Here is a 21,236-nt window from a genome sequence, read left to right on the forward strand (position 1 = left end):
CAGGTGGGCCGCCCGGAAACCCGGACGGCCCACCCGACACACTTCGCAGCATCACTCCTTCGCGGAGCCACCCTCATCCGACGACCCCGACGACCCCGACGACTCAGCCGGCTTGTCACCCTCGTCCTTCACCGGCGGCTCCGGCAGCAACGCGTCCAACGCCGCACCCGTCAACCGGCGGAACGCACGCCGCGGCCGCGCCCGATCCAGCACCGCCACCTCGAGCTTGATCTGATCCGGCTCCGACCCGCCGTTGTTGCCGTTCGACGACGACGCGCTCGCCCGCAACCCCTCGATCGCCGTCGCCAGCGCCGTACGCAGATCGTTCTCCGGATCCACCGTGTCCTTCAGCTTCGACCCGATCGGCTCCGTCTGCCCACCCATCACCACGAACGGCGACTCGTCGAAGATCGACCCGTCGTAGGTCAGCCGGTACAGCTGATCCTCCGCCTGGCTCGCCCCGACCTCCGCTACGCACACCTCCACTTCGAACGGCTTCAGCTGCTCGGTGAAGATGCTGCCCAACGTCGCCGCATAAGCGTTCGCCAGCGCCCGCGCACTCACATCACGCCGGTCGTACTGGTAACCCTTCAGATCCGCGTGCCGGATCCCCGCCACCCGCAAGTTCTCGAACTCCGAATACCGGCCCACCGCGGCGAACCCGATCCGGTCGTAGATCTCCGACACCTTGTGCAACGTCGCCGACGGGTTCTCCGCCACGAACAGCACTCCACCGGAGTACTTCAAGACCACCACGCTCCGCCCCCGCGCAATACCCTTGCGCGCCAGCTCGGAACGCTCCCGCATCAACTGCTCGGGAGAGGCATACAACGGCATCGTCACGGTGTCGGCTCCACGTTCTCCGGTGTACCGGCGGTCGAAGGTTCAGCGTTCGGGAAAGTCACGGCACTCAGCTCTGCCGGTGGTGGTTGCGCTCGGCCCGGCCCGCGACCACGGCCTCCGCGACAGCACCCGTCTGCTCCGCGGGCAGCTGCACCGCACCCTGCTCCGCGGTGATCGTGATGACGCTCGGGAAGATCCGCCGCACCAGGTCCGGCCCACCACTCGCGGTGTCGTCGTCCGCGGCGTCGTACAACGCCTCCACCGCGGTCCGCACCGCCGCCTCGACGTCCGCATCCGGGTCGTACAGCTTCTTCAGCGCCGACTTCGCGAACAACGAACCCGAACCCACCCCCGCGTAACCGGCCTTCTCCTCGTACCGGCCACCGGCCGCGTCGTACGACACGATCCGGCCCGCGTGCTTCGCGTCCTCGGCCTCGAGGTCGTACCCCACGAACAGCGGCACCACGGCCAGCCCCGCCATCGCCATCTCCAGGTTGGACTTCACCATCCCGGCCAGCTTGTTCGTCTTGCCGTCCAGCGACAGCGACACACCCTCGATCTTCTCGTAGTGCGCCAGCTCCACCGCATACAAGCGCACCATCTCCACGGCCAGGCCCGCGGTCCCCGCGATCCCCACCGCCGAGTACTCGTCCGTGACGTGCACCTTCTCGATGTCCCGGCTCGCGATCAGGTTCCCCGACGTCGCCCGCCGGTCACCCGCGATCAGCACACCCCCGGCGAACGTCAGCGCCACGATCGTCGTCCCGTGCGGCACCCCGAGCTCACCCGCGCCCTGCGACGGCACCCGCCGCGCCGGCAACAGCTCAGGCGCCTGCTCCCGCACGAAGTCCGCGAACGACGACGACGCCGGCGAGAAATACGACGCAGGCAGGCCCGGGCCCGAAAAACCCGCCCGAGGGGAGGTGTTGTCCATACGTGCTCTTGGTTCCCATCTGTGCTGTGCACCCGTCCTGTGAACACCCGGGCGCGCTGTGCCGACACCGTGCCACGACACCGCCACGAACCCGCAGCGGCACGCCGACCGGCGCCGTCCCCGGCACACCCGGGGACGGTCACCGGCCGCGAACGACTACTCGCCGCCCTTCTGCACGTAGGCGCGAACGAAGTCCTCGGCGTTCTCCTCCAGCACGTCGTCGATCTCGTCGAGGATCGTGTCGACGTCCTCGCCCATCTTCTCGCGCCGCTCCTGGCCCGCCGCTCCGGTGGCCTCGAACTCCTCGTCGGAGTCGCCGCCGCCGTGTTTCTCGATCTTCTCCTGCGCCATCTCGCCTCCCGGTGTGGCCGATGATTCCTAGCCTACCCAGCGGCCCCGACATTCGGGGCAACACCGCGGTCCCGATCCACCACCCCGGCCTAGTCCGAACCGGTGATGGCCTCGACCAGCTCCTCCGCCGTCGCCGCCGCGTCCAGCAGCTTCCCTACGTGCGCCTTCGTCCCCCGCAACGGCTCCAGCGTCGGAATCCGCACCAGCGACTCCTTGCCCACGTCGAAGATCACCGAATCCCACGACGCGGCCGCGATCGACGTCGCGTACTTCTCCAGAGCCCGGCCCCGGAAATACGCCCGCGTGTCCGACGGCGGCGTCGTGATCGCCGCCTGGACCTCCTCCTCCGTGACCAGCCGCTTCATCGAACCCCGCGTCACCAGCCGGTTGTACAGGCCCTTCGCCAGCCGCACGTCCGAGTACTGCAGGTCCACCAGCCGCAACCGCGGCGCACCCCACGCCAGCTGATCCCGCTCCCGGTACCCCTCCAGCAACCGCAGCTTCGCCGGCCAGTCCAGCCGGTCCGCGCACTCCTGCGGATCCCGCGCCAGCGCGTCCAGCACCTCGCCCCAGACCCGCAGAACCTCCTTCGAAGCCTCGTCCGCGCCCGTGCGCTCCAAATTCGCCGCCGCGATCTCGTGGTAGGCGAACTGCAGGTCCAGCCCCGTGAACTTCTTCCCGTTCGCCAGCTCGACCTTCGTCTTCAACGTCGGATCGTGGCTGATCTTGTGCACCGCCCGCACCGGCTCGTCCAGCTTCAGCTCGTCGAACCGGATCCCCGACTCGATGAGGTCCAGCACCAGCGCCGTCGTCCCCACCTTCAGGTACGTCGAGTACTCCGCCAGGTTCGCGTCACCGACGATCACGTGCAGCCGCCGGTACTTGTCCGCGTCCGCGTGCGGCTCGTCGCGCGTGTTGATGATCCCGCGCTTGAGCGTCGTCTCCAAACCGACCTCGACCTCGATGTAGTCCGCGCGCTGCGAGAGCTGGAACCCGGCCTCCTCGCTCTGCTGCCCGATCCCCACCCGGCCCGAACCGCACATGACCTGCCGCGACACGAAGAACGGCGTCAACCCGGCGATCACCGCCGTGAACGGCGTCGACCGCGCCATCAGGTAGTTCTCGTGCGTGCCGTAGCTCGCACCCTTGCCGTCCACGTTGTTCTTGTACAGCTGCAAAGCCGGCTGCCCGGGCACGGTCGCCGCCTTCACGGCGGCCTCCTCCATCACCCGTTCCCCGGCCTTGTCCCAGATCACCGCGTCCCGCGCGTTCGTGACCTCCGGCGCCGAGTACTCCGGGTGCGCGTGGTCCACGTACAGGCGCGCACCGTTCGTCAGGATGACGTTCGCGGCCCCCAGGTCCTCCACGTCCGGGTCGTGTCCCGGCCCGCCCGGCCCCGTCAGGTCGAACCCGCGCGCGTCGCGCAACGGCGACTCCACCTCGTAGTCCCACCGGGCCCGCCGGGCCCGCGGAATGTCAGCAGCCGCCGCGTAGGCGAGCACGACCTGCGTCGAGGTGAGCACCGGGTTCGCCGTGGCGTCCCCGGGCACGGCGATCCCGTACTCGACTTCGGTTCCCATGATCCGACGCATACCCACACCCTACGGGGTGCGCGCGTGCGACGATGCCCCCATGCCAGGCAGTGACGAACTCGTTGCCCTCTATGACCGGACCGGCCACGCCGTCGGGCACGCACTGCGCTCCCGCGTGCGCGCCGAAGGACTCTGGCACGCCGCCGGCGTCGTGCTCGTCCGTTCGAGCGACGGGAAGTCCGTCTACGTCCACTTGCGCACCGCGGACAAGGACATCTTCCCGTCCACCTGGGACTGCTGGGCCGGCGGCGTCGTCGCCGCGGGCGAAACCCCCGCCGAGTGCGCCCGCCGCGAACTCGCCGAAGAACTCGGCGTCCACGGAGTGGAACCGGAACCATTGTTCACCAAGATCTACGACGAAGGCACCGTCCACTGCCACAACTTCGCCTTCGAAGTCCGCTGGGACGGTCCCATCCGCCACCAGCCCGAAGAGATCGCCGAAGGCCGCTGGATGCCACTCGCCGACCTCCGCGCCTGGGTCTTCGACCCTGCCAGCCCGTTCATCCCCGACGGCCGCGCCGGCGTGCAGGAGTGGTTCCACCGCTACGGCTGAGCCGCCAGCTTCGCCACGACCCGCGGGAGCAACCGCTTCGCCGCGTCCGCCGCCCGCGCCGGCGTGCTCGCCACCACGCTCAACGCCGACACCAGCTCACCCTTCGCCGCCAGCACCGTGCACGTCGAACCGTCGCACCACGCCCGCAACCCCGTCACACCCGGCTGCGCCGGCACCGACAGCACCTGACCCGCACACTCCGTCGCCGCGACCACCTCGGCACCCGACCGGCCCGGGTACGCCGTGACCTCGTGCGTCAACCCCGAGCCACTCGGGTACACCCAGCTCGCCGACCGCCGCTCCCCCGGCGCCAGCCCCGACAGGCATCCGGACGCCTTCCCCGGACCCGGCGCGACCCCTTCGTCCGCAACGTCCTCATCGGACAGCAGCGCCGCCGACGCCGCGGCACGCGGATCCGGCACGGACGGACTGGGCGGCGCAGGGTGTTCTGCCGGCGGCGGAACGACCGGCGCGGCCGAGGCCGCGTCGCCCGCCGGCGCCGGATCGTCGTAGTACGTCTCGAGGTTGTTGGGCCGGTGGCCGCACCCTGCCGTGAGCCCCACGAGAGCCACCGCCGCCACCGCGAGCACCTGCCGATGACGCACCTGCCGCCCCTCCGGAAGATCCGCGGCCCACCGGTCGGAGCCGCGATGCAGCGAGGGTAGTGCAGCCCTTCAGTCCCACCCGAGGTGGGACCGGTGCCGCCAGTACTCCTCCGGCGGCTCGGCCAGCCCCGCCAGTTCGGCGATCTCCTCCGCCGTCAGCGAAACCCGCGCGGCGTCCAGGTTCGACGCCAGCTGGTGCGTGCTCGAAGGCCCCACGATCGCCGTCGACACCCAGCCGTTCGCGAGCACCGCTGCCACGGCTACCGCGTCCGGCCCCACACCGCGCGCCGCGGCGATGCGCGCCACCGGCTCCGGCGCCTCCACCACCAGCCGCCCGTTCGCGACCGTCTCCTTGACCAGCACCCGTTTTCCCGCCGAGCGCGACTCCGCCAGCGCCGCGCCCACCGACGGTTCGAGCACGTTCCAAGTGGACTGCACGGACGAAAACACCGGCCGCCCGGCCACCTCCAGCTCGAACGCGCGCCGCACGGCGTCGGCCTGGGCCGGGCCGGACGTCGAGAACCCCACCTCCACACCCTCCTCCGCCAGTGCCGCCAGCCCGTCGATCAGCGCTTCGTCTGAGAACAATGGACTGTCCACAGTGAGCGAATGCACCTGGTACAGCCGCACGCGCTCCCCCAGCAGCGCCCGGGTTTCCGCCCATTGCTCGGCGAACCGCGCGGCCGAGTGCTCCTTCACCTCGTGCACCGGCGCGTCCAGGCGCCACTCGCCGACGTAGCGGTAACCCCACTTGCTCGACACGGTCACGTCGATGTGCCCGGTCTCCGCGAACCAGCTCGCCAGGAAGTCCTCGGCCAGCCCGTACGACCGCGCGACGTCGACCCAGCGAACACCGCCGGCGTAGGCGGCGTCGAGCACCTCGTGGGTCGCCGCACGCATCGCCGGCACATCGCGCGTGCCCGGTAGTTCCCGGCCGAGGTTGATGTAGGCGGGCCGGCCGAGTGCAGCGAGCCCGACCGCGATGCGCTCCATGGTGAGGTTCCTCGTCTGTGCTGAGTTTGAGTGGTGACGCGAACGCGTTATCAGGCGGCGGTTTTGTTGACGATGGCCCAATGTATAGGTCGTTATACATTTTGTTTGTGCCTGAGGATCGCGAGCCATTGGCCCGAGTTCTGGGCCTGGCGGTGGAGTTTTTCGAGGCGGGCGGCCGGGGCGCGGACGTAGCCCTTGCCGAAGACGGGGGCGATCTGGCGGAGGCTGGCGCCCTCTTCGCGGGCGGCCAGCAAGGCCCAGTCGGAGGCGTCGGCGCAGGCAGCGGAGGCGCGGCGCAGCTCCCCCAGGAGGTCGATGAGGTCGTTGGCGTTGAGCTCCCCCGCCTGGACGGCGGCTGCGGCCGTCTCGAGCCAGGCCAGGACGTCGGCTTCGGTGATCGGGGCGCGCGGGCGCGGGGCGTCGTCGATGCTCACAGCCAGAAAGTATAGGTCGTTATACACCAGCGTCGAGTGACGTGACCGAAAACCGCTGGCCGTACGGCGTGGCGGGTCCGTTGACTGGCCGGTGTCCGACGCGAGCGAGTGGAGGGTCATGGCCGGCAGGTTCGGCATCGCCGCGCGGTTCGTCGCGCTGGCGGTGGTGTGGGGTTCGAGTTTCCTGTCCATCAAGGTCGGCTTGCAGGGCCTCTCCCCGGCCCAGGTCGCGCTGGCCCGCGTCGCGTTCGGGGCCCTCGCGCTCGCCGTCGTCCTGGCGGCCCGGCGCCGGCCACTCCCCCGCGACCCGGCACTGTGGGGCCACCTCGCGGTGGTGTCCGTGCTGTTGTGCGCCGCGCCGTTCCTGCTGTTCTCGTGGGCCGAACAGTACGTCTCGTCCGGCCTGGCCAGCATCTTCAACGCGACCACTCCGCTGCTGACGGTGGTGTTCGCCGCCGCGGCCCTGCCCGCGGAACGGCTCACCGCGCCACGGGTCGCGGGGCTGCTGCTGGGCTTCGCAGGCGTGCTGACCCTCGTGGGCGTGTGGCAGGGCGTGGACCTGTCCCACCAGCTCACGGCGCAATTGGCATGCCTGGGCGCCACGACGTGTTACGGCGCGGCTTTCGTGTACCTGCGCCGGTTCGTGTCACCGCGGGGCGCGGATCCCGTCGTGGTGGCCTTCGGGCAGACGGCGTCGGCGACCGTGCTGCTCGCCCTGCCGGCATCGGCGATCGCGGTCCAGCCGATGCACCTCACCGCCGCCGTCGTGCTCAGTGTGCTGGCCCTGGGCGTGCTCGGCACCGGCCTCGCGTACGTGTGGAACACGGCCGTCGTGTCCTCCTGGGGCGCCGCGCACGCGTCGTCGGTGACGTACCTCACACCCGTCGTGGGTGTCGTGCTCGGCGTCCTCGTGCTGCACGAACCCGTGCACTGGAACGAACCCGCCGGCGCGGTACTCGTCGTGCTCGGAATCCTGGCCTCACACGGAAAACTCGCCCCCGGCGCCGCAAGCTCCAGCCGGAGCTCACCGCTTCGAGGTGACGGGCCCGCACGAGGGTGATCACCACCCGGGGGGCCGGGGGCTCGCCCCCGGGCGGGGTTTGGGGGTTGCCCCCCAAAGACACGGCGGGTGAGGTTCGGCTTGCGCTCTCCGCAAGCCGGACCTCACCCGCCGCAGCCGACTTACTACAGGTACTGACCCGTGTTGGTGGCGGTGTCGATCGCCCGCCCCGAGTCCTGGTTCTTGCCGGTGACGAGGGTGCGGATGTACACGATCCGCTCCCCCTTCTTGCCGGAGATCCGGGCCCAGTCGTCCGGGTTCGTGGTGTTCGGCAGGTCCTCGTTCTCCGCGAACTCGTCGACTATCGCGTCCAGCAAGTGCTGCACGCGCAGGCCGGGCTGCTTCGTCTCCAGCACCGACTTGATCGCCGACTTCTTGGCCCGGTCCACGATGTTCTGGATCATGGCGCCCGAGTTGAAGTCGCGGAAGTACAGGACTTCCTTGTCCCCGTTGGCGTAGGTGACCTCCAGGAACCGGTTCTCGTCGCTCTCCTCGTACATGCGCTCGACGGTGTGCTGGATCATCGCGTCGAACGTGGCCTTCTGGTCCCCGCCGAACTCCGCCAGGTCGTCGGAGTGGATCGGCAGGCCCTCGGCCAGGTACTTCGAGAAGATGTCCTTCGCGCCTTCGGCGTCCGGACGCTCGATCTTGATCTTCACGTCGAGCCGTCCCGGTCGCAGGATCGCCGGGTCGATCATGTCTTCGCGGTTGGAGGCGCCGATGACGATGACGTTCTCCAGGCCCTCGACACCGTCGATCTCCGACAGCAGCTGCGGCACGATCGTGGTCTCCACGTCGGAGGACACGCCCGAGCCACGGGTGCGGAAGATCGAGTCCATCTCGTCGAAGAACACGATGACCGGCGTGCCCTCGGAGGCCTTTTCCCGCGCCCGCTGGAAGATCAGCCGGATCGACCGCTCGGTCTCACCGACGAACTTGTTCAGCAGCTCGGGACCCTTGATGTTGAGGAAGTAGGACTTGCCGTCCGCCTTCTCACCGCGGGCCTCGGCGACCTTCTTGGCCAGGGAGTTGGCCACCGCCTTGGCGATGAGCGTCTTCCCGCAGCCGGGAGGCCCGTACAGCAGCACGCCCTTGGGCGGGCGCAGCTGGTACTGCTGGTAGAGGTCCGCGTGCAGGAACGGCAGCTCCACGGCGTCGCGGATCTGCTCGATCTGCCGGGCCAGGCCACCGATGTCCTCGTAGCGGACGTCCGGCACCTCTTCCAGCACGAGGTCCTCGACCTCGGCCTTCGGCACGCGCTCGTACGCGTACCCGACCTTCGAGTCGACCAGCAGCGAGTCGCCTGGCTTGAGCGGCTGCTCGGTCAGCGGATCGGCGAGCAGGACCACCCGCTCCTCGTCCGCGTGCCCGACGACCAGTGCACGGGGGAGACCACCCTCGTCCTCGGGCGCCAGCACTTCGCGCAACGCGCACACCTCGCCGGTGCGCTCGAAGTCGCCGCCTTCGACGACCGTGAGCGCCTCGTTGAGGCGCAGGGCCTGACCTCGGCGCAGCGACGAGATCTCCACAGCCGGCGACACCGAGACCCGCATCTTGCGGCCCGCGGTGTAGACGTCCACCGTGTTGTCCTCGTACGAGGCGACGAAAACCCCGTACCCGCTCGGCGGCTGGGCCAGGCGGTCGACCTCCTCGCGGAGGGCGAGCAACTGGCCCCGCGCCTCGCGCAGGGTCTCGACCAGTTTCGTGTTGCGTTCGGTGAGCTGGCTCACCCGTTCGGTCGCCTCGGCGAGGCGCTGTTCCAGAACTCTGTTCTGGCGCGGTGAATCGGTGAGTTTGCGACGCAAGAGCGCCACTTCTTCCTCGAGAAAGCGGATCTGCCGGGCTTGCTGCTCAGGCGTCTGCCCAGCTCCGCTCGTTGCTGAAGGGTCGGCCTCCTCGCGCCGACCTCCGGGAAGGTCATGATGCATCGGGCACCTCCTCGGAGTGCTTTTCATTCCACGGTACCGGCGATCACCGACAAGAAAAGGCCTTTCCGCATCACAAGATCGGCGCGTCGCGATTTCCGCACCCGCTCAGCACGGTCGGCGCCGCAGCGCAAGCGGCCGAATCGGTGCCCGGACACCGAGGGCCGTCACGCCCGGTTCCACCAGGCGAAAGCGAGCACGCTCGAAGTACCCCGGCACCGGTGCCGCCAACCGTCCCCGGCGCCGGATTCCGGCCTGAGCGCACGGATCCCGGCTGCCCTGGCTAGCATCCGGGACCAGGTCGTACTCCGAAGAACGTCAGGGGGCTCCACACATGACCTACCCGCCGCAGCAGCCCGGTGGTCACGGCCAGCAGGGCGGTGGCTACGGAGGTTACGGCCAGCAGCCGAATCCCTACGGACAGTCCCAGCCCGGCGGTGGTCAGCCCCAGTCCGGCCCGCAGCAGCAGCCCGGTTACCCCGGCGGGCAGCCGCAGCAGGGCCAGCAGCCGTACCAGCCACAGCAGGGCGGGTGGGGACAGCAGGGCGGCTACCCACAGAGCGGGCTGCAGCAGCAGCCCGGGTACCCCCAGCAGCAGCAACCGCCCCAGTACGGGCAGCAGGATCCGTACCAGCAGGGCGGAACGCAGCAGTTCGGACGGCCCGAGCCCTACCAGCAGCCCGGTGGGACGCAGCAGTACGGACAGCCGGAATCGGTCCAGCAGGGCGGGTTCGGCGACCAGTACGGCCAACCGGGTGGTTACCACGAATGGGGCGGTTACGGCGAGGAACCGCCCAAGAAAAAGAAAACCGGCCTGATCATCGGGATCGTCGTGGGCGTCGTCGTGGTGGTCGGCGCCGCCGTCGGGCTCATCATCGGGCTGTCCGGTGGCGACAAGGGCAAAACGGACACCGCAGCCCCGTCGGCCGCGCCCGCGCCGACCAGCGCGCCGAACAGCGGCGCGCCTACGCTCCCCAGCGCGAGCGCCGGGTCGAACCCCTCCACGGGGTCGACCGGTTCGACGGGCTCGACCGGTTCGTCCGGTGGTCCCGCCGCACCCGCGCCCGGCGGCAAGCCGAGCGCGCAGGAGCTGTTCCAGGCCGCCGCGGCCGACTTCAGCGCCGGCGACGGCGCAGCGCTCGCGAACCTCGCGTGCCGCAGCCTCTACGACGGCGGCGCGGTGCAGATCCAGACGATCCAGGTCCAGCTCACCGGTACCGCACAGGAGAACGGTGACAAGGCGTCCGTGCGGTACCGGGCGACCCAGGGCACCAAGCAGGCGAACGGGACGATGACCTCCAAGCGTGAGGCCGGTGTCTGGTGCCTCGTCGACGCCCAGGCGGACAAGCAGTGAGACCCCGGCGGTGAGTCGCCGACTCACCGCCGGGCTCGTCGTGCTCGGCGCACTCGTGGCCGGGGCGGCGCTCGGCCTGGTGCTCGTCGCACCGGCCGGGCCGTCCGCACCATCGCCCTCGCCACCGGTTTCCCCGCCGGTTCCGCCGGCGCACAGCACGACTGCGACTTCCGCGAGTGACGCCGACGTCTCCGCGACGAACGTCCTCGCGAACGCCATCGCCGACGCCATCCGGCACGCCGACGCCAAGGAGTTCGGCCGCCTCACCTGCCGAGCGCAGACCTCGCAGGCCCTTGCCGACCTCCAGGCGAAGTGGGACGCCGCGGGACCGCTTACCGTGAGCCTGGCCGGGCCGCCCGTCGTCGGCGGGGATTCGGCCGGGGTGACCGTGCACGTGGAAGGCCCGGGCGGGCGCAAGGACACGCCGTTCCCGATGCACCGTGAGAACGGGCGGTGGTGCGTCCCGGGTTAGCTCAGCCCTTGCCCTTGCTGGGGCGGCGAGACACGCGCGGGGACACGGTGCCGTCGGCGAGGCGGCGCGCGGTGAGCAGGAACGCCGTGTGCGCGACCATGCGGTGGTCCGGGCGCACCGCGAGACCGACGACGTGCCAGGGGCGCATGAGCGTTTCCCACGATTCGGGTTCGGTCCAGCACTGCTGTTCCCGCAGCGACTCCGTCACGCGCGAAAGTTGTGTGACAGTGGCCACATACACCGTGAGGACCCCGCCGGGCACGAGGTGCTCGGCCACGTTCGGCAGCTGGTCCCACGGCGCCAGCATGTCGAGCACCACGCGGTCGACTTCACCGGCATGCGTGGCGAGGTCGGCGACGGTCAGCGTCCAGTTGGCCGGCTTCTCGCCGAAGAACTTCACGACGTTGCGCTCGGCGTGCTCCGCGTGGTCTTCGCGGATCTCGTAGGAGAACACGTGGCCGGCGGGGCCGACGGCACGCAGCAGCGAACACGTCAGCGCACCCGAACCGGCGCCGGCCTCGAGCACCCGCGCGCCGGGGAAGATGTCGCCCCACATCACGATCTGCGCCGCGTCCTTGGGGTAGATGACCTGCGCGCCGCGCGGCATCGAGAGCACGTAGTCGGGCAGCAGGGGCCGCAGCGCCAGGTAGGTGCTGCCGCCGGCCGAGGTCACGACGGAGCCTTCGGGACGCCCGATGAGGTCGTCGTGCGCGAGCGCGCCGCGGTGGGTGTGGTACTCGCCGCCCTCGGCGAGCGTGAGGGTGTAGTGCCGGCCCTTCGAGTCCGTCAACTGAACCCGGTCTCCTGCGCGAAACGGTCCGCTGACCGACAACTGCTTCCTCCACCCTCACACGCGAAACGCTGGCGTCAGATCCTCGCAGGTCGTCCGCGCGGGTCCCCGGTCGGGTGCACTCTCAGTAAGCGCGGCGGCCCCGGACGAGGGCCGCGCGCAGATCTTCCCGCCGCAGCACACCCGCCGGCCTGCCTTCGTCGTCGACCACGAGGAACTGCCAGGCGGGCGTTTCGCGCACGCGCTCGGCGATCTCCTCCCCCGGTTCGGAGGCCAGGAGCACCGTCTCGGCGCGGATGGGTTCGGCGGCCAGTTCCGCCGGTGCGTGCGGGTGGGTGCCGGCGAGCTGCTCGGCCGCCTGCTCGTCGAGCAGTCCCGCGGCGACGCCGTCGGCGCGCACGAGCACCACCCCGCGCCCGGCCGAGGCGGCGAGCGCGTCCGACACCGGGCTCTCCGCGGGCAGCTGCAGGACGGGGCGGACGAGTTCGGTCAGCTCGAGGCCATCGGGCCAGCTGCGCCGCGCCTCGGCCGCGAGTTCCGAGCGGGCGCCGAGGATCACGAACCACGCCGTGACCAGGCACACGCCCAGCCGCAGCCAGCGGTCTTCGCTGGCCGTCGCGAGGCCCCACAGCGCCCACACGATCAGGCCGGTCGCGACGAGCGCGCCCCCGGCCACCGCGGCGCGCGTGCCCTTGGCCCGCAGGCCCGTCGCGGCCCAGACGCCGGCGCGCACGAGCCGCCCGCCGTCGAGCGGCAGGCCGGGGAGCAGGTTGAACACGCCCACCGCGAGGTTCGCGACAGCGCACTCGGCCACGAGCAGCCACACCGCGCCCGCAGGCGGCACCGCGAACATCAGCAGCGCGCAGAACCCGCCCAGCACCAAGGAGACCGCCGGCCCGGCAGCCGCGACGAGCCCTTCCTGGCCCGGTCGCCGCGGCGTGCGCGCGACCTCGGACAACCCGCCGAGCAGGAAGAGCCTCAGCCGGCGCACGGGGATCCCGAGCCGCAGCGCGACGAGGCAGTGCCCGAGCTCGTGCGCCAGCACGGAAAGGCCCAGCAGCACCGCGAACGCGGCCGCCAGCAGCCAGGAGGTCGGCGTCGACGCCTCCGGCAGCAGGCGGCCCACCAGCGGTGCGTAGAGGACGACGATGATCAGCGACCCGATCCACCACGAGGGCGACAGCAGCACCGGCACCCCGGCGACGCGGAACAGCAGCAGCCCGCCGTCGCCGGGCGAGGCGCGCCGGGACGGCCCGGCACCGTGCTGTCGGGTCGCGGCCATGCGGGAAGCGTAGAGGGCCGCGTGTGGGAAGCGGGTGATCCGGGCTTCCCGGACGAGTGGTGTCGGTCATCCGCCGCCGGCTTCTCGCTACCCCTGGGCCCGCAGCACCCCGCCACGAGATCACTCCCGCACCGCAGGCCCGGCAACCCGACCACGCTCTCGGCGCCGGCTTCGTCCCTGCCCCGCGGGCGCCACAACCCGACCTCGAGATCCCCCGGCCCCGTCCCACGCGACGGACCCCGCGCAACCCCACCCGCGAGATCACGACGGCTTCGCCCCTCCCCAGGGCGCGCAGCCAACCCCACCCCGGGAACGCCCGGGCCTCGTCCTACGTCACGAGGTCGCCGCAACCCGACCCGTGGGCCGCCGACTTCCCCCCCCCAAGGCCCGCAGCAAACCCCACCCCGAGATCGCCGCACCTCAGGTCTGCAGCGACCTGCTGCGGGAACGCGCTGCCCTTTCCTCGCCACGGGATCGCGGCCACCCCACCGCCGGATCGCGCCGCCCGTTTCATCCCCGCGGGGCCGCACGACCACGGGATCGCGCCGACTTCGTCCCCCACCACGCGCTCTCAGCAGCCCCACCTCGCCGACGGCCTCGTCCCACGCCACGGACCCCACTCGCGGGATCGCGCCGCTTTGCCGAAGGCGAAGCAATCGAACACAGCGAGGCAATCAGATCCTGTCGGTGGGCGGCGTTACCCTCTGGCCATGCCCGACACCGCTACAGTCACCACCCCACCGGAAACCGGTGACGAGCCCGTCCGGAGACGTCCGGCGCTGTCGCCTTCGCGTGCGAGCGACTTCAAGCAGTGCCCGTTGCTCTACCGCTTCCGTGCGGTCGACCGGTTGCCCGAGGTTCCCACGAAGGCGCAGGTGCGGGGCACACTCGTGCACGCCGTGCTGGAGCGGCTGTTCTCGCTGCCCGCGGGCGAGCGGGTGGCACCGCGGGCGAAGGACCTGCTGGGGCCCACGTGGGAAGAGCTGTCGGCGGCGAGTCCGGAGTGGACCGACCAGCTGTTCGCCGGTGAGGACGCCGAGGAGACCGGCAAGTGGCTGGCGTCGGCGGAGAAGCTGCTGGACGCGTACTTCGAGCTGGAGGACCCGCGTCGGCTGGAGCCGGAGGCGTGTGAGCTGCACGTGGAGATCGAGCTGGGCTCCGGTGTGCTGTTGCGGGGCTACATCGATCGCGTCGACGTCGCGCCCACCGGCGAGATCCGGGTGGTGGACTACAAGACCGGGGCCGCGCCGCGCGAGATCGGCGAGGCCAAGGCGATGTTCCAGATGAAGTTCTACGCCGTGGTGCTGTGGCGGTTGCGCGGCGTCGTGCCGCGCCAGCTGAAGCTGATGTACCTCACCGACGGCCAGTCGCTCGCCTACACACCCGACGAGGCGGAGCTGGTGCGGTTCGAGCACACGCTCGAGGCGATCTGGCAGGCGATCCTCAAGGCGGGCAAGACGGGTGACTTCAGGCCCAATCCCGGCAAGCTCTGTTCGTGGTGCGACCACCAGGCGCACTGCCCGGAGTTCGGTGGCACGCCCCCGGAGTACCCCGGCTGGCCGGAGCCGGATGGCGGCGAAGAGTCCGCGCTGGACCGGGCCGACTGATGGCCGACGCGTTCTACGTCCCCCTCGGTGACGAGCGCTACGCCGCCACGGAGCACACCAGCGGGCCCTGGGCGCCGGGTGCGCAGCACTTCGGGCCGCCGTCCGCACTGCTCGTGCGCGGGCTGGAGCGGCTCGAGGCGCCGCACCCTTCGCTCATCGCGCGGGTGACCGTCGACATCCTCGGTCCGGCGCCCGTCGCCGAGCTCGCCCAGCGCTCGTGGGTCGAGCGGCCTGGCCGCTCCGTCGAGCTGCTCCGGTCGGAGCTGTCGGCCGGCGGGAAGCTCGTCGCGCGGGCGACCGCGTGGCGCATCGCCACCTCGGACACCTCGGCGGTCGCCACCGACGCGGGGCCGCTGCTGCCGAGCGCCGATGCCGGCACCGAAACGGCGTTCCCGGAAGACTGGACCGGCGGCTACCTGAACGCGGTCGAGTGGCGCGCCGTGCGGGGCGGGATCTCCGCGCCGGGGCCGGCCGCGGTGTGGGGCAGGCAGCGTGTGCCGCTCGTCGACGGCGAGGAACCGACCGGGCTGCAGCGGCTGTTCGCGATCGCGGACTCCGGCAACGGCGTGTCGCACTTCCTGCCCGGTCGTGAGTGGTTGTTCATCAACTCGGAGCTCACGGTCCACCTGCGCCGCGTGCCCGAGGGCGAGTGGATCGGCCTCGACGCGGTCTCGCTGGTCGGGCCACACGGCGTCGGCACCGCTACGAGTACCCTGCACGACGATTCCGGTCCGGTCGGCACCGGCGCGCAGGCTCTGCTCATCCGGCCGCGACAGGCCGAAGGCGGATAACCGCGCACCCGCGCCCCGGATCCAATAGCCTTCGCGGAACGATCGACAAGGGAGCGCTCCGGCATGCAGATCACCTCGGTGGTCAACCAGAAGGGCGGGGTCGGCAAGACCTCACTGAGCGTGGGCGCGGCGGCGGCGCTGGCCGAGCGCGGCCGGCGCGTGCTGCTGATCGACCTCGACCCGCAGGGCCACGCCACCACTGAAATGCTCGGCCTGGCCGAGGTGCCCGACGACGCACCCAGCCTCGCGAAGGCGCTCACGAAGCTGTGGAAGGGCCCGATCGAGGAACTCGCGGTGCCGCACCCGCGCAGCAACCTCGGCCGCGGCGGCGCGTTCGACGTGGTCCCGACGTCGCCGGGCATGTTCGACCTGATCCGCCGCCTGGACCAGTTCCGCGTGCCGGGCTGGCAGCTCGCCCGTGTGATCCAGTTCGCGAACTACGACCACGTGGTGATCGACTGCCCGCCGGCGCTCGACGTACTCACCAACAACGCGCTCGCGGCGTCGCACGGCATCCTGGTGCCCGTGCAGCCGGACAAGACGAGCATCCGCGCACTGCGGCTGCTGTCGGAGCAGGTTCGGTACGTGGAACAAACCACGGGCCGCTCGCCGATCGCGTGGTTCGGGATCGTGCCGGGCCTCTACCGCCGGCCGATTTCGCACTACGCGTCGGCGGCGCTGCAGGAGATGACCGAGTTCGGCGTGCCCCTGCTCTCGCACGTGCCGCTCGGGGTGGTCATGAACGAGGCGGCCGCGAACGGCGTGCCAGTGACCACGTACGCACCCGAGACGTTGCAGGCGCTGTCGTTCCGCGAGATCGCCGAGACGCTCGACAGCTACCTCGGCCAGAACCTCGGCCCCACCGAGGTGCCCGCCGACGACGAGTTCGTCTTCGAGGACTTCATCTCCGAGGTCGCGATGACCCGCAACGCCAACGACAACGGCGCGCGCAAGAAGCTCTACGACCTCATGCCGAAACGGCCGCGGCCTCGCTGATGTCGCTGTGTTTGCTGTCTCGGCTTCGCCGAGACGGCGAGATCGCTTTTGAGCCGGTTTCTGGATGGCGACGGTCGGATCGGCCGGGGGCCGATCGCAACACCCCCATCCAGAAACCGGCGCGATCTCGCGGTGGGTTTGCTTCCGGCCTACGGCACTCGGACGAGGCTGGCGCTGGGGCGTAGTGGCGGTGGTCTGGCAGTCCGCTGTGGACTGGTCCACTGTGGATCGACAGAAAGGGCGCTTCCCAGGTGGGGAAGCGCCCTTTCTGTCGATTGGTTACAGCCGGCAGGAGCGGATGTCGGAGGCCAGGACGGCCTTGGCGCCGGTCTCGGCGAGCTCGTCCATGATGCGGTTGACCTCCTTGCGCGGCACCATCGCCCGCACCGCCACCCAGTCGTCTTCCGCGAGCGGCGCGACGGTGGGCGATTCCAGGCCGGGTGTGATCGCGATGGCCTGCTCCAGCAGCGACCGCGGGCAGTCGTAGTCGAGCATCATGTACTGCTGCGCGAACACCACGCCGCGCAACCGGGCCGCGAGCTGGGTCTTCGCCTTCGCCGCGTCGCTGCCCGCACGCTGCAGCAGCACCGCCTCGGACACGCAGATCGGGTCGCCGAAGGCCACCAGGTTGTGCTGGCGCAGCGACCGGCCGGACTCGACCACGTCGGCGATCGCGTCGGCCACACCGAGCTGGATCGAGATCTCGACGGCTCCGTCGAGCCGGATCACCTCGGCCTCCACGCCGTGGCGCTTGAGGTCTTCACGGACCAGGCGCGGGTACGAGGTGGCCAGCCGCTTGCCCTGCAGGTCGGCGGGCTTCCAGTCCTTGCCCGCCGGGGCGGCGTACCGGAACGTCGAGCCGCCGAACCCGAGCGCGAGCACCTCTTCGACCGGCGCGCCCGAGTCGAGCGCGAGGTCGCGGCCGGTGATGCCGAGGTCCAGCTCGCCGGAGCCGACGTAGATCGCGATGTCCTTGGGTCGCAGGAAGAAGAACTCGACCTCGTTGACCGGGTCGAGCACCGTCAGGTCACGCCCGTCATGTCGCTTGCGGTAGCCCGCCTCGGAAAGCATCTCGGCCGCCGCCGCGGCGAGGGCTCCCTTGTTCGGCACGGCAACACGCAGCATTTCGCTCTCTCCTCGATCTCCGGTGCGCGAGCGCGTCACAGGTAGCGGTACACGTCCTCGGTCGAGATCCCCCGGCCGAGCATAAGCACCTGGACCCGGTACAGCAGTTGCGAGATCTCCTCGGCGAGGCGATCGTCGGACTCGTGCTCCGCAGCGATCCACACCTCGCCGGCTTCCTCGAGCACCTTCTTGCCCTGCGCGTGCACCCCGGCGTCGAGGGCGACGACGGTGCCGGACCCGTCGGGACGGGTGCGGGCGCGCTCGGCAAGCTCCGCGAACAGCTCATCGAAGGTCTTCACGGCTGCCGATCCTTCCATCCCGCGCGCGCGGGCGCCGCCCCGGGTGACCCGGATGCCGCCGGAGTCACATTCCGGACAGCAACCCGGCGAGCACCGGCACGTCGACGCCGACGAGCGAGCCGCGGAACACGCGCCGTTCCCCCTCCGGGACCTCGACGTCGTTCGGGATCACGAGCACGGCGCAGCCCGCGCGGGCGGCCGACTCCGCGCCTGGTGGCGAGTCCTCCACGGCGACGCAGCGGTGCGCCGGCACGCCGAGCAACTCGGCGGCCTTGAGGTAGGGCCGCGGGTGAGGCTTGTTGAGGCCGTCGACCTCGTCGCCGCACACCGTGACGTCGAAGAACTCGCGCCCGATCGTGTTCAGCGCCAGCTCCGTGAGCGCGCGTTCCGTGGACGTGACCAGCGCGGACCGCAGGCCGGCCGCTTTGACCGCGGCCAGCGCCTCGCGAGCGCCGGGGCGCCAGGGCAGCGCGTCGTCGAACAGGCCCGCGGTGCGGCCGCGGATCCACGCGCCGGTCTCGGCGACGGATTCCGGGGTGACGTCCCGGCCGGTCACCTCGAGCAGGAAGGTGGCGGTGGCGTCCATGTTGGACCCGACGAGCGTCATCCGCTGCTCTTGCGACAGCGTCCCCCCGAGCGCTTCCGCGCATTCGTAGAGCGCGACGTCCCAGAGCTTTTCTGAATCGACGAGCGTGCCGTCCATGTCCCACAGGACGGCCGCCAATCCGTCCGAAGAGGACGGTGCAGTCACGGTTTCTCCTTGCCGGTGCGTCGGTCGGTGCTGCGTGCGGAAAAGCCCCGGACGGCGCGCGGCGGCCGGCGCGACCCGCGAAACGCCCCGAAAGTGTGGCGTTTGCGCCGTGCCGGCACCGGCCCCGGCGAACGGACCGGGGGAACCGGGCACGGCGACGGGCCGGATCTTCTCCAGTATCCCATCGCCCGCCGGACCCGCCGACGGCCGTCCACGGGGTCGTGAGCTGCGGTGGCGGTGAGCGTCCCGGTCACCGGAACCCGCGCCGCCGTGCGGCCGGGCCGAGGTGGCGCCGCGCCGCCGGACACGCTGCGCACGGAAGGGGCCGATGGTCGTAGGCTGGCCAAGTGAGTGAGCCAGTCGACGAGACCCAGCGACCCGCTGACCCGGATCGCGCCCGCCCGGAAACGAACCGCCCCCTGATGGTGGTGGCCTTCGAAGGCTGGAACGACGCTGGTGACGCGGCCAGCCGCGCGATCGAGCACCTGCAGCTGAACTGGGACGCCACCCCGCTGGCCGAGCTGGAGCCGGACGACTACTACGACTTCCAGGTCAGCCGCCCGACGATCCGCATGGTCGACGGCGTGACCCGGCAGGTGGACTGGCCGACCACGCGGCTGTCGATCTGCCGGCCGGAGGGCCTGGACCGCGACGTGGTGCTGGTCCAGGGCCCGGAGCCGAACATGCGGTGGCGGGCGTTCTGCGCGGAGCTGCTCGAGCACATCATGCAGCTCGACGTCGACACGGTGGTCGCGCTCGGCGCGCTGCTGGCCGACACCGCCCACACGCGCCCCGTTCCGGTCACCGGCACCGCCTACGACAAGGACACGGCCGGGCGGTTCCGCCTCGAGCTGAACAACTACCAGGGCCCGACCGGCATCGTCGGCGTGCTGCAGGACTACTGCGTGCAGGCCGGCATCCCCGCCGTGTCGATCTGGGCGGCGGTGCCGCACTACGTGTCGCACCCGCCGTCGCCGAAGGCGACCCTGGCGCTGCTGCACAAGCTCGAGGACGTGCTCGACGTCGAGATCCCGCTGGGCGCCCTGCCCGAGCAGGCCGAGGAGTGGCAGCGGACCGTCAGCGAAATGGCCGACGAGGACGAGGAGATCAGCGAGTACGTTCGCAGCCTCGAGGAACGCGGCGACGCCGAAACCGATTTCACCATGGAGGAGGTCTCCGGCGACAAGATCGCGGCCGAGTTCGAGCGGTACCTGCGCCGGCGCCGCCCGGGCCAGGAAGGCGGCGGCTTCGGCCTCCGCTGAACGCGGGACCGGACCAGGCCCCTGCCGCACTCCGCGGCGGGGGCCTGGTCCGTTTCCCCTGGTCAGCTCCACGGCCACACCATTCGGTCCAGCCGAGAGGCGCGCGCCGGGCGCGAGCGAGCCTCGCTGCCACCGGCGGCAGCGCTCGGCTGAGCCCGTGTGCAGCCGAGACAGCGACAGCGTCCACCGTCGGTGCCGTGGTCACTGAGGTGAAACGCGACCCCGAACCCTGGGCGCCCAGCGTCGGGTCTTGACGGCTCGCCTTGGTCAGCGCCGCCAACGGGCGGCGAAGGCGCGTGCCGGGTTGCGGTGGAGCATCGATTCCACCGCGTCGGCGCCGAGCGCGCGGGTGAGGCGGGGCCGCAGGGTCGTGAGCAGGTACGGGATGCCCGGACCGCCGCCGGAGGAGAAGCGGGCCGCGGCGGTGGTGGTGTCGCCGCCGAGCAGGAGCTGGGCGGTGTGGCCCGCGGTGACGAGCTCGTAGAGCAGGTCGGTCAGGCGCCAGTCGGTGGCGTGGTTCGCGCGGGACGGACCGTCGAAGCCCAGGTAGACGCCGGTGGCGGCGACCTCGCGCAGCACGCGCGGGTCGGGGTTGCGGTTGAGGTGACCGAGGATCACGCGCGAAGGCGGCACGGCCAGCTCGCCGCACAGCAGGTCGGCGACCTCCCGCGCCGCGGTGCCCAGTTCGAGGTGCACGGCGATGGGCGCGCCCGTCTCGTGGTGGGCCTGCGCGGCGGCGACCATGGTCCAGCGCGCGTGCCGGTCGACGACGTGGAAGGCGCCCGCCACCTTGATCAGCCCGGCGCGCGGGCCGGTGCGCTCGGCGTCCGGTTCGTCACCGGCGGGCGTGCCCTCGAACAGATCCGACACGAACAGCTCCGCGAGCCGGTCCGCGACGCGGTCGACCAGGGCCGGCGGGTAGTGCTCGGCCCGGTGGAAGCCGGTCGCTGCCACCACGTGCACGCCCGTGACCGCCGACAGCGCGACGAGGTCCGCCGTGCGCCGGTTGAGGCCGAACGGCGTCCACTGCACGACGGCGCGCCCGCCGGCCGCGGCGAAGGCGCGCAGTTCGGCCTCGGCCGCCGCGACGTCGTCGAGCTCCTGGCCCGGGAGCAGCCGGGACGCGAAGAACAGGTGGTCGTGGGAGTCGCACACCTCGAGCTCGGCGGGTTCGACGTCGCCGAGCACGGTGCGGACGCGGGGATCGCCGGGCACCG

22 protein-coding genes are annotated in these 21,236 nt (G+C 71.2%); 8 read left to right on the top strand and 14 right to left on the bottom strand.

From position 1 onward, the window contains the following. Positions 1 to 51 precede the first annotated feature (51 nt). From prcA to dop, 4 genes are all read right to left on the bottom strand, one after another. The gene (gene prcA, locus I6J71_RS21110) at positions 52 to 843 is read right to left on the bottom strand and encodes a proteasome subunit alpha (protein WP_204096272.1); all 792 of its coding nucleotides are present in this window, start codon (positions 841 to 843) and stop codon (positions 52 to 54) included. A gap of 67 nt (positions 844 to 910) precedes the next feature. Beyond that, positions 911 to 1,777 carry a proteasome subunit beta gene (prcB, locus tag I6J71_RS21115; protein WP_204096273.1) on the bottom strand — a complete coding sequence of 289 codons (867 nt, stop codon included), beginning with the start codon at positions 1,775 to 1,777 and terminating at the stop codon, positions 911 to 913. A 156-nt stretch (positions 1,778 to 1,933) separates the two neighbouring features. Continuing rightward, the gene (locus I6J71_RS21120; RefSeq protein ID WP_204096274.1) at positions 1,934 to 2,128 is read right to left on the bottom strand and encodes a ubiquitin-like protein Pup; all 195 of its coding nucleotides are present in this window, start codon (positions 2,126 to 2,128) and stop codon (positions 1,934 to 1,936) included. 89 nt (positions 2,129 to 2,217) lie between these two features. Then, a complete protein-coding gene (dop, locus tag I6J71_RS21125) occupies positions 2,218 to 3,720 on the bottom strand; it encodes a depupylase/deamidase Dop (RefSeq protein WP_204096275.1) in 1,503 nt (500 codons plus the stop codon). A 40-nt stretch (positions 3,721 to 3,760) separates the two neighbouring features. Between dop and I6J71_RS21130 the strand changes: the two genes are divergently transcribed. Then, complete coding sequence (locus tag I6J71_RS21130) at positions 3,761 to 4,273, top strand: NUDIX domain-containing protein (RefSeq protein WP_204096276.1); 513 nt, start codon at positions 3,761 to 3,763, stop codon at positions 4,271 to 4,273. Here the strand turns inward: I6J71_RS21130 and I6J71_RS21135 are convergent. The 3 genes from I6J71_RS21135 to I6J71_RS21145 form a co-directional block, all read right to left on the bottom strand. Continuing rightward, complete coding sequence (locus I6J71_RS21135) at positions 4,264 to 4,878, bottom strand: hypothetical protein (RefSeq protein ID WP_204096277.1); 615 nt, start codon at positions 4,876 to 4,878, stop codon at positions 4,264 to 4,266. The genes I6J71_RS21130 and I6J71_RS21135 overlap by 10 nt on opposite strands. A gap of 69 nt (positions 4,879 to 4,947) precedes the next feature. Continuing rightward, the gene (locus tag I6J71_RS21140; RefSeq protein WP_204096278.1) at positions 4,948 to 5,871 is read right to left on the bottom strand and encodes an aldo/keto reductase; all 924 of its coding nucleotides are present in this window, start codon (positions 5,869 to 5,871) and stop codon (positions 4,948 to 4,950) included. A gap of 92 nt (positions 5,872 to 5,963) precedes the next feature. Beyond that, positions 5,964 to 6,299 (bottom strand): hypothetical protein, encoded by a 336-nt coding sequence (locus tag I6J71_RS21145; RefSeq protein ID WP_204097171.1) that lies wholly within the window; start codon positions 6,297 to 6,299, stop codon positions 5,964 to 5,966. A 124-nt stretch (positions 6,300 to 6,423) separates the two neighbouring features. On the opposite strand from I6J71_RS21145, the gene I6J71_RS21150 reads away from it, so the two are divergent. Then, the gene (locus tag I6J71_RS21150; RefSeq protein WP_204096279.1) at positions 6,424 to 7,365 is read left to right on the top strand and encodes a DMT family transporter; all 942 of its coding nucleotides are present in this window, start codon (positions 6,424 to 6,426) and stop codon (positions 7,363 to 7,365) included. Between the two features lie 125 nt (positions 7,366 to 7,490). On the opposite strand, the gene arc is transcribed toward I6J71_RS21150, so the two are convergent. Beyond that, positions 7,491 to 9,293, bottom strand: coding sequence for a proteasome ATPase (gene arc, locus I6J71_RS21155; RefSeq protein ID WP_204096280.1), 1,803 nt, complete (start codon positions 9,291 to 9,293; stop codon positions 7,491 to 7,493). A 331-nt stretch (positions 9,294 to 9,624) separates the two neighbouring features. On the opposite strand from arc, the gene I6J71_RS21160 reads away from it, so the two are divergent. Both I6J71_RS21160 and I6J71_RS21165 read left to right on the top strand, forming a co-directional pair. Beyond that, a complete protein-coding gene (locus I6J71_RS21160; protein WP_204096281.1) occupies positions 9,625 to 10,644 on the top strand; it encodes a hypothetical protein in 1,020 nt (339 codons plus the stop codon). A gap of 10 nt (positions 10,645 to 10,654) precedes the next feature. Beyond that, positions 10,655 to 11,116 (top strand): hypothetical protein, encoded by a 462-nt coding sequence (locus I6J71_RS21165; protein ID WP_204096282.1) that lies wholly within the window; start codon positions 10,655 to 10,657, stop codon positions 11,114 to 11,116. A gap of 1 nt (position 11,117) precedes the next feature. Here the strand turns inward: I6J71_RS21165 and I6J71_RS21170 are convergent, their stop codons facing one another. After that, on the bottom strand, positions 11,118 to 11,948 hold the full coding sequence (locus I6J71_RS21170; protein WP_204096283.1) for a tRNA (adenine-N1)-methyltransferase: 831 nt from the start codon (positions 11,946 to 11,948) through the stop codon (positions 11,118 to 11,120). Positions 11,949 to 12,030: 82 nt separating this feature from the next. Continuing rightward, the gene (locus tag I6J71_RS21175) at positions 12,031 to 13,188 is read right to left on the bottom strand and encodes a M50 family metallopeptidase (protein WP_204096284.1); all 1,158 of its coding nucleotides are present in this window, start codon (positions 13,186 to 13,188) and stop codon (positions 12,031 to 12,033) included. Between the two features lie 710 nt (positions 13,189 to 13,898). Here I6J71_RS21175 and I6J71_RS21180 point away from each other — a divergent pair. The 3 genes from I6J71_RS21180 to I6J71_RS21190 all read left to right on the top strand — a co-directional run bounded on the left by I6J71_RS21180 (position 13,899) and on the right by I6J71_RS21190 (position 16,582). After that, the gene (locus I6J71_RS21180; RefSeq protein WP_204096285.1) at positions 13,899 to 14,795 is read left to right on the top strand and encodes a RecB family exonuclease; all 897 of its coding nucleotides are present in this window, start codon (positions 13,899 to 13,901) and stop codon (positions 14,793 to 14,795) included. Next, complete coding sequence (locus tag I6J71_RS21185; protein WP_204096286.1) at positions 14,795 to 15,586, top strand: thioesterase family protein; 792 nt, start codon at positions 14,795 to 14,797, stop codon at positions 15,584 to 15,586. The genes I6J71_RS21180 and I6J71_RS21185 overlap by 1 nt, the downstream gene beginning before the upstream one ends. Positions 15,587 to 15,649: 63 nt before the next feature. Then, positions 15,650 to 16,582, top strand: a complete 933-nt coding sequence (locus I6J71_RS21190; RefSeq protein WP_204096287.1) for a ParA family protein — start codon at positions 15,650 to 15,652, stop codon at positions 16,580 to 16,582. Between the two features lie 279 nt (positions 16,583 to 16,861). Here the strand turns inward: I6J71_RS21190 and hisG are convergent, their stop codons facing one another. The 3 genes from hisG to I6J71_RS21205 all read right to left on the bottom strand — a co-directional run bounded on the left by hisG (position 16,862) and on the right by I6J71_RS21205 (position 18,709). Further along, entirely contained in the window at positions 16,862 to 17,707 is an 846-nt protein-coding gene (gene hisG / locus I6J71_RS21195; protein ID WP_204096288.1) for an ATP phosphoribosyltransferase, read from the bottom strand. A 35-nt stretch (positions 17,708 to 17,742) separates the two neighbouring features. Further along, complete coding sequence (locus tag I6J71_RS21200; protein WP_204096289.1) at positions 17,743 to 18,006, bottom strand: phosphoribosyl-ATP diphosphatase; 264 nt, start codon at positions 18,004 to 18,006, stop codon at positions 17,743 to 17,745. A 64-nt stretch (positions 18,007 to 18,070) separates the two neighbouring features. Further along, a complete protein-coding gene (locus I6J71_RS21205) occupies positions 18,071 to 18,709 on the bottom strand; it encodes an HAD family phosphatase (RefSeq protein WP_204097172.1) in 639 nt (212 codons plus the stop codon). A 395-nt stretch (positions 18,710 to 19,104) separates the two neighbouring features. On the opposite strand from I6J71_RS21205, the gene I6J71_RS21210 reads away from it, so the two are divergent. Continuing rightward, positions 19,105 to 20,019: a PAC2 family protein gene (locus I6J71_RS21210; protein WP_204096290.1), complete on the top strand. Its 915-nt coding sequence runs from the start codon at positions 19,105 to 19,107 to the stop codon at positions 20,017 to 20,019. A gap of 267 nt (positions 20,020 to 20,286) precedes the next feature. On the opposite strand, the gene I6J71_RS21215 is transcribed toward I6J71_RS21210, so the two are convergent. Then, a complete protein-coding gene (locus tag I6J71_RS21215; protein ID WP_239155119.1) occupies positions 20,287 to 21,234 on the bottom strand; it encodes a phosphotriesterase in 948 nt (315 codons plus the stop codon). Positions 21,235 to 21,236: the final 2 nt, after the last annotated feature.

Origin of the sequence: Amycolatopsis sp. FDAARGOS 1241, assembly GCF_016889705.1 — a bacterium.
GTDB lineage: Bacteria > Actinomycetota > Actinomycetes > Mycobacteriales > Pseudonocardiaceae > Amycolatopsis.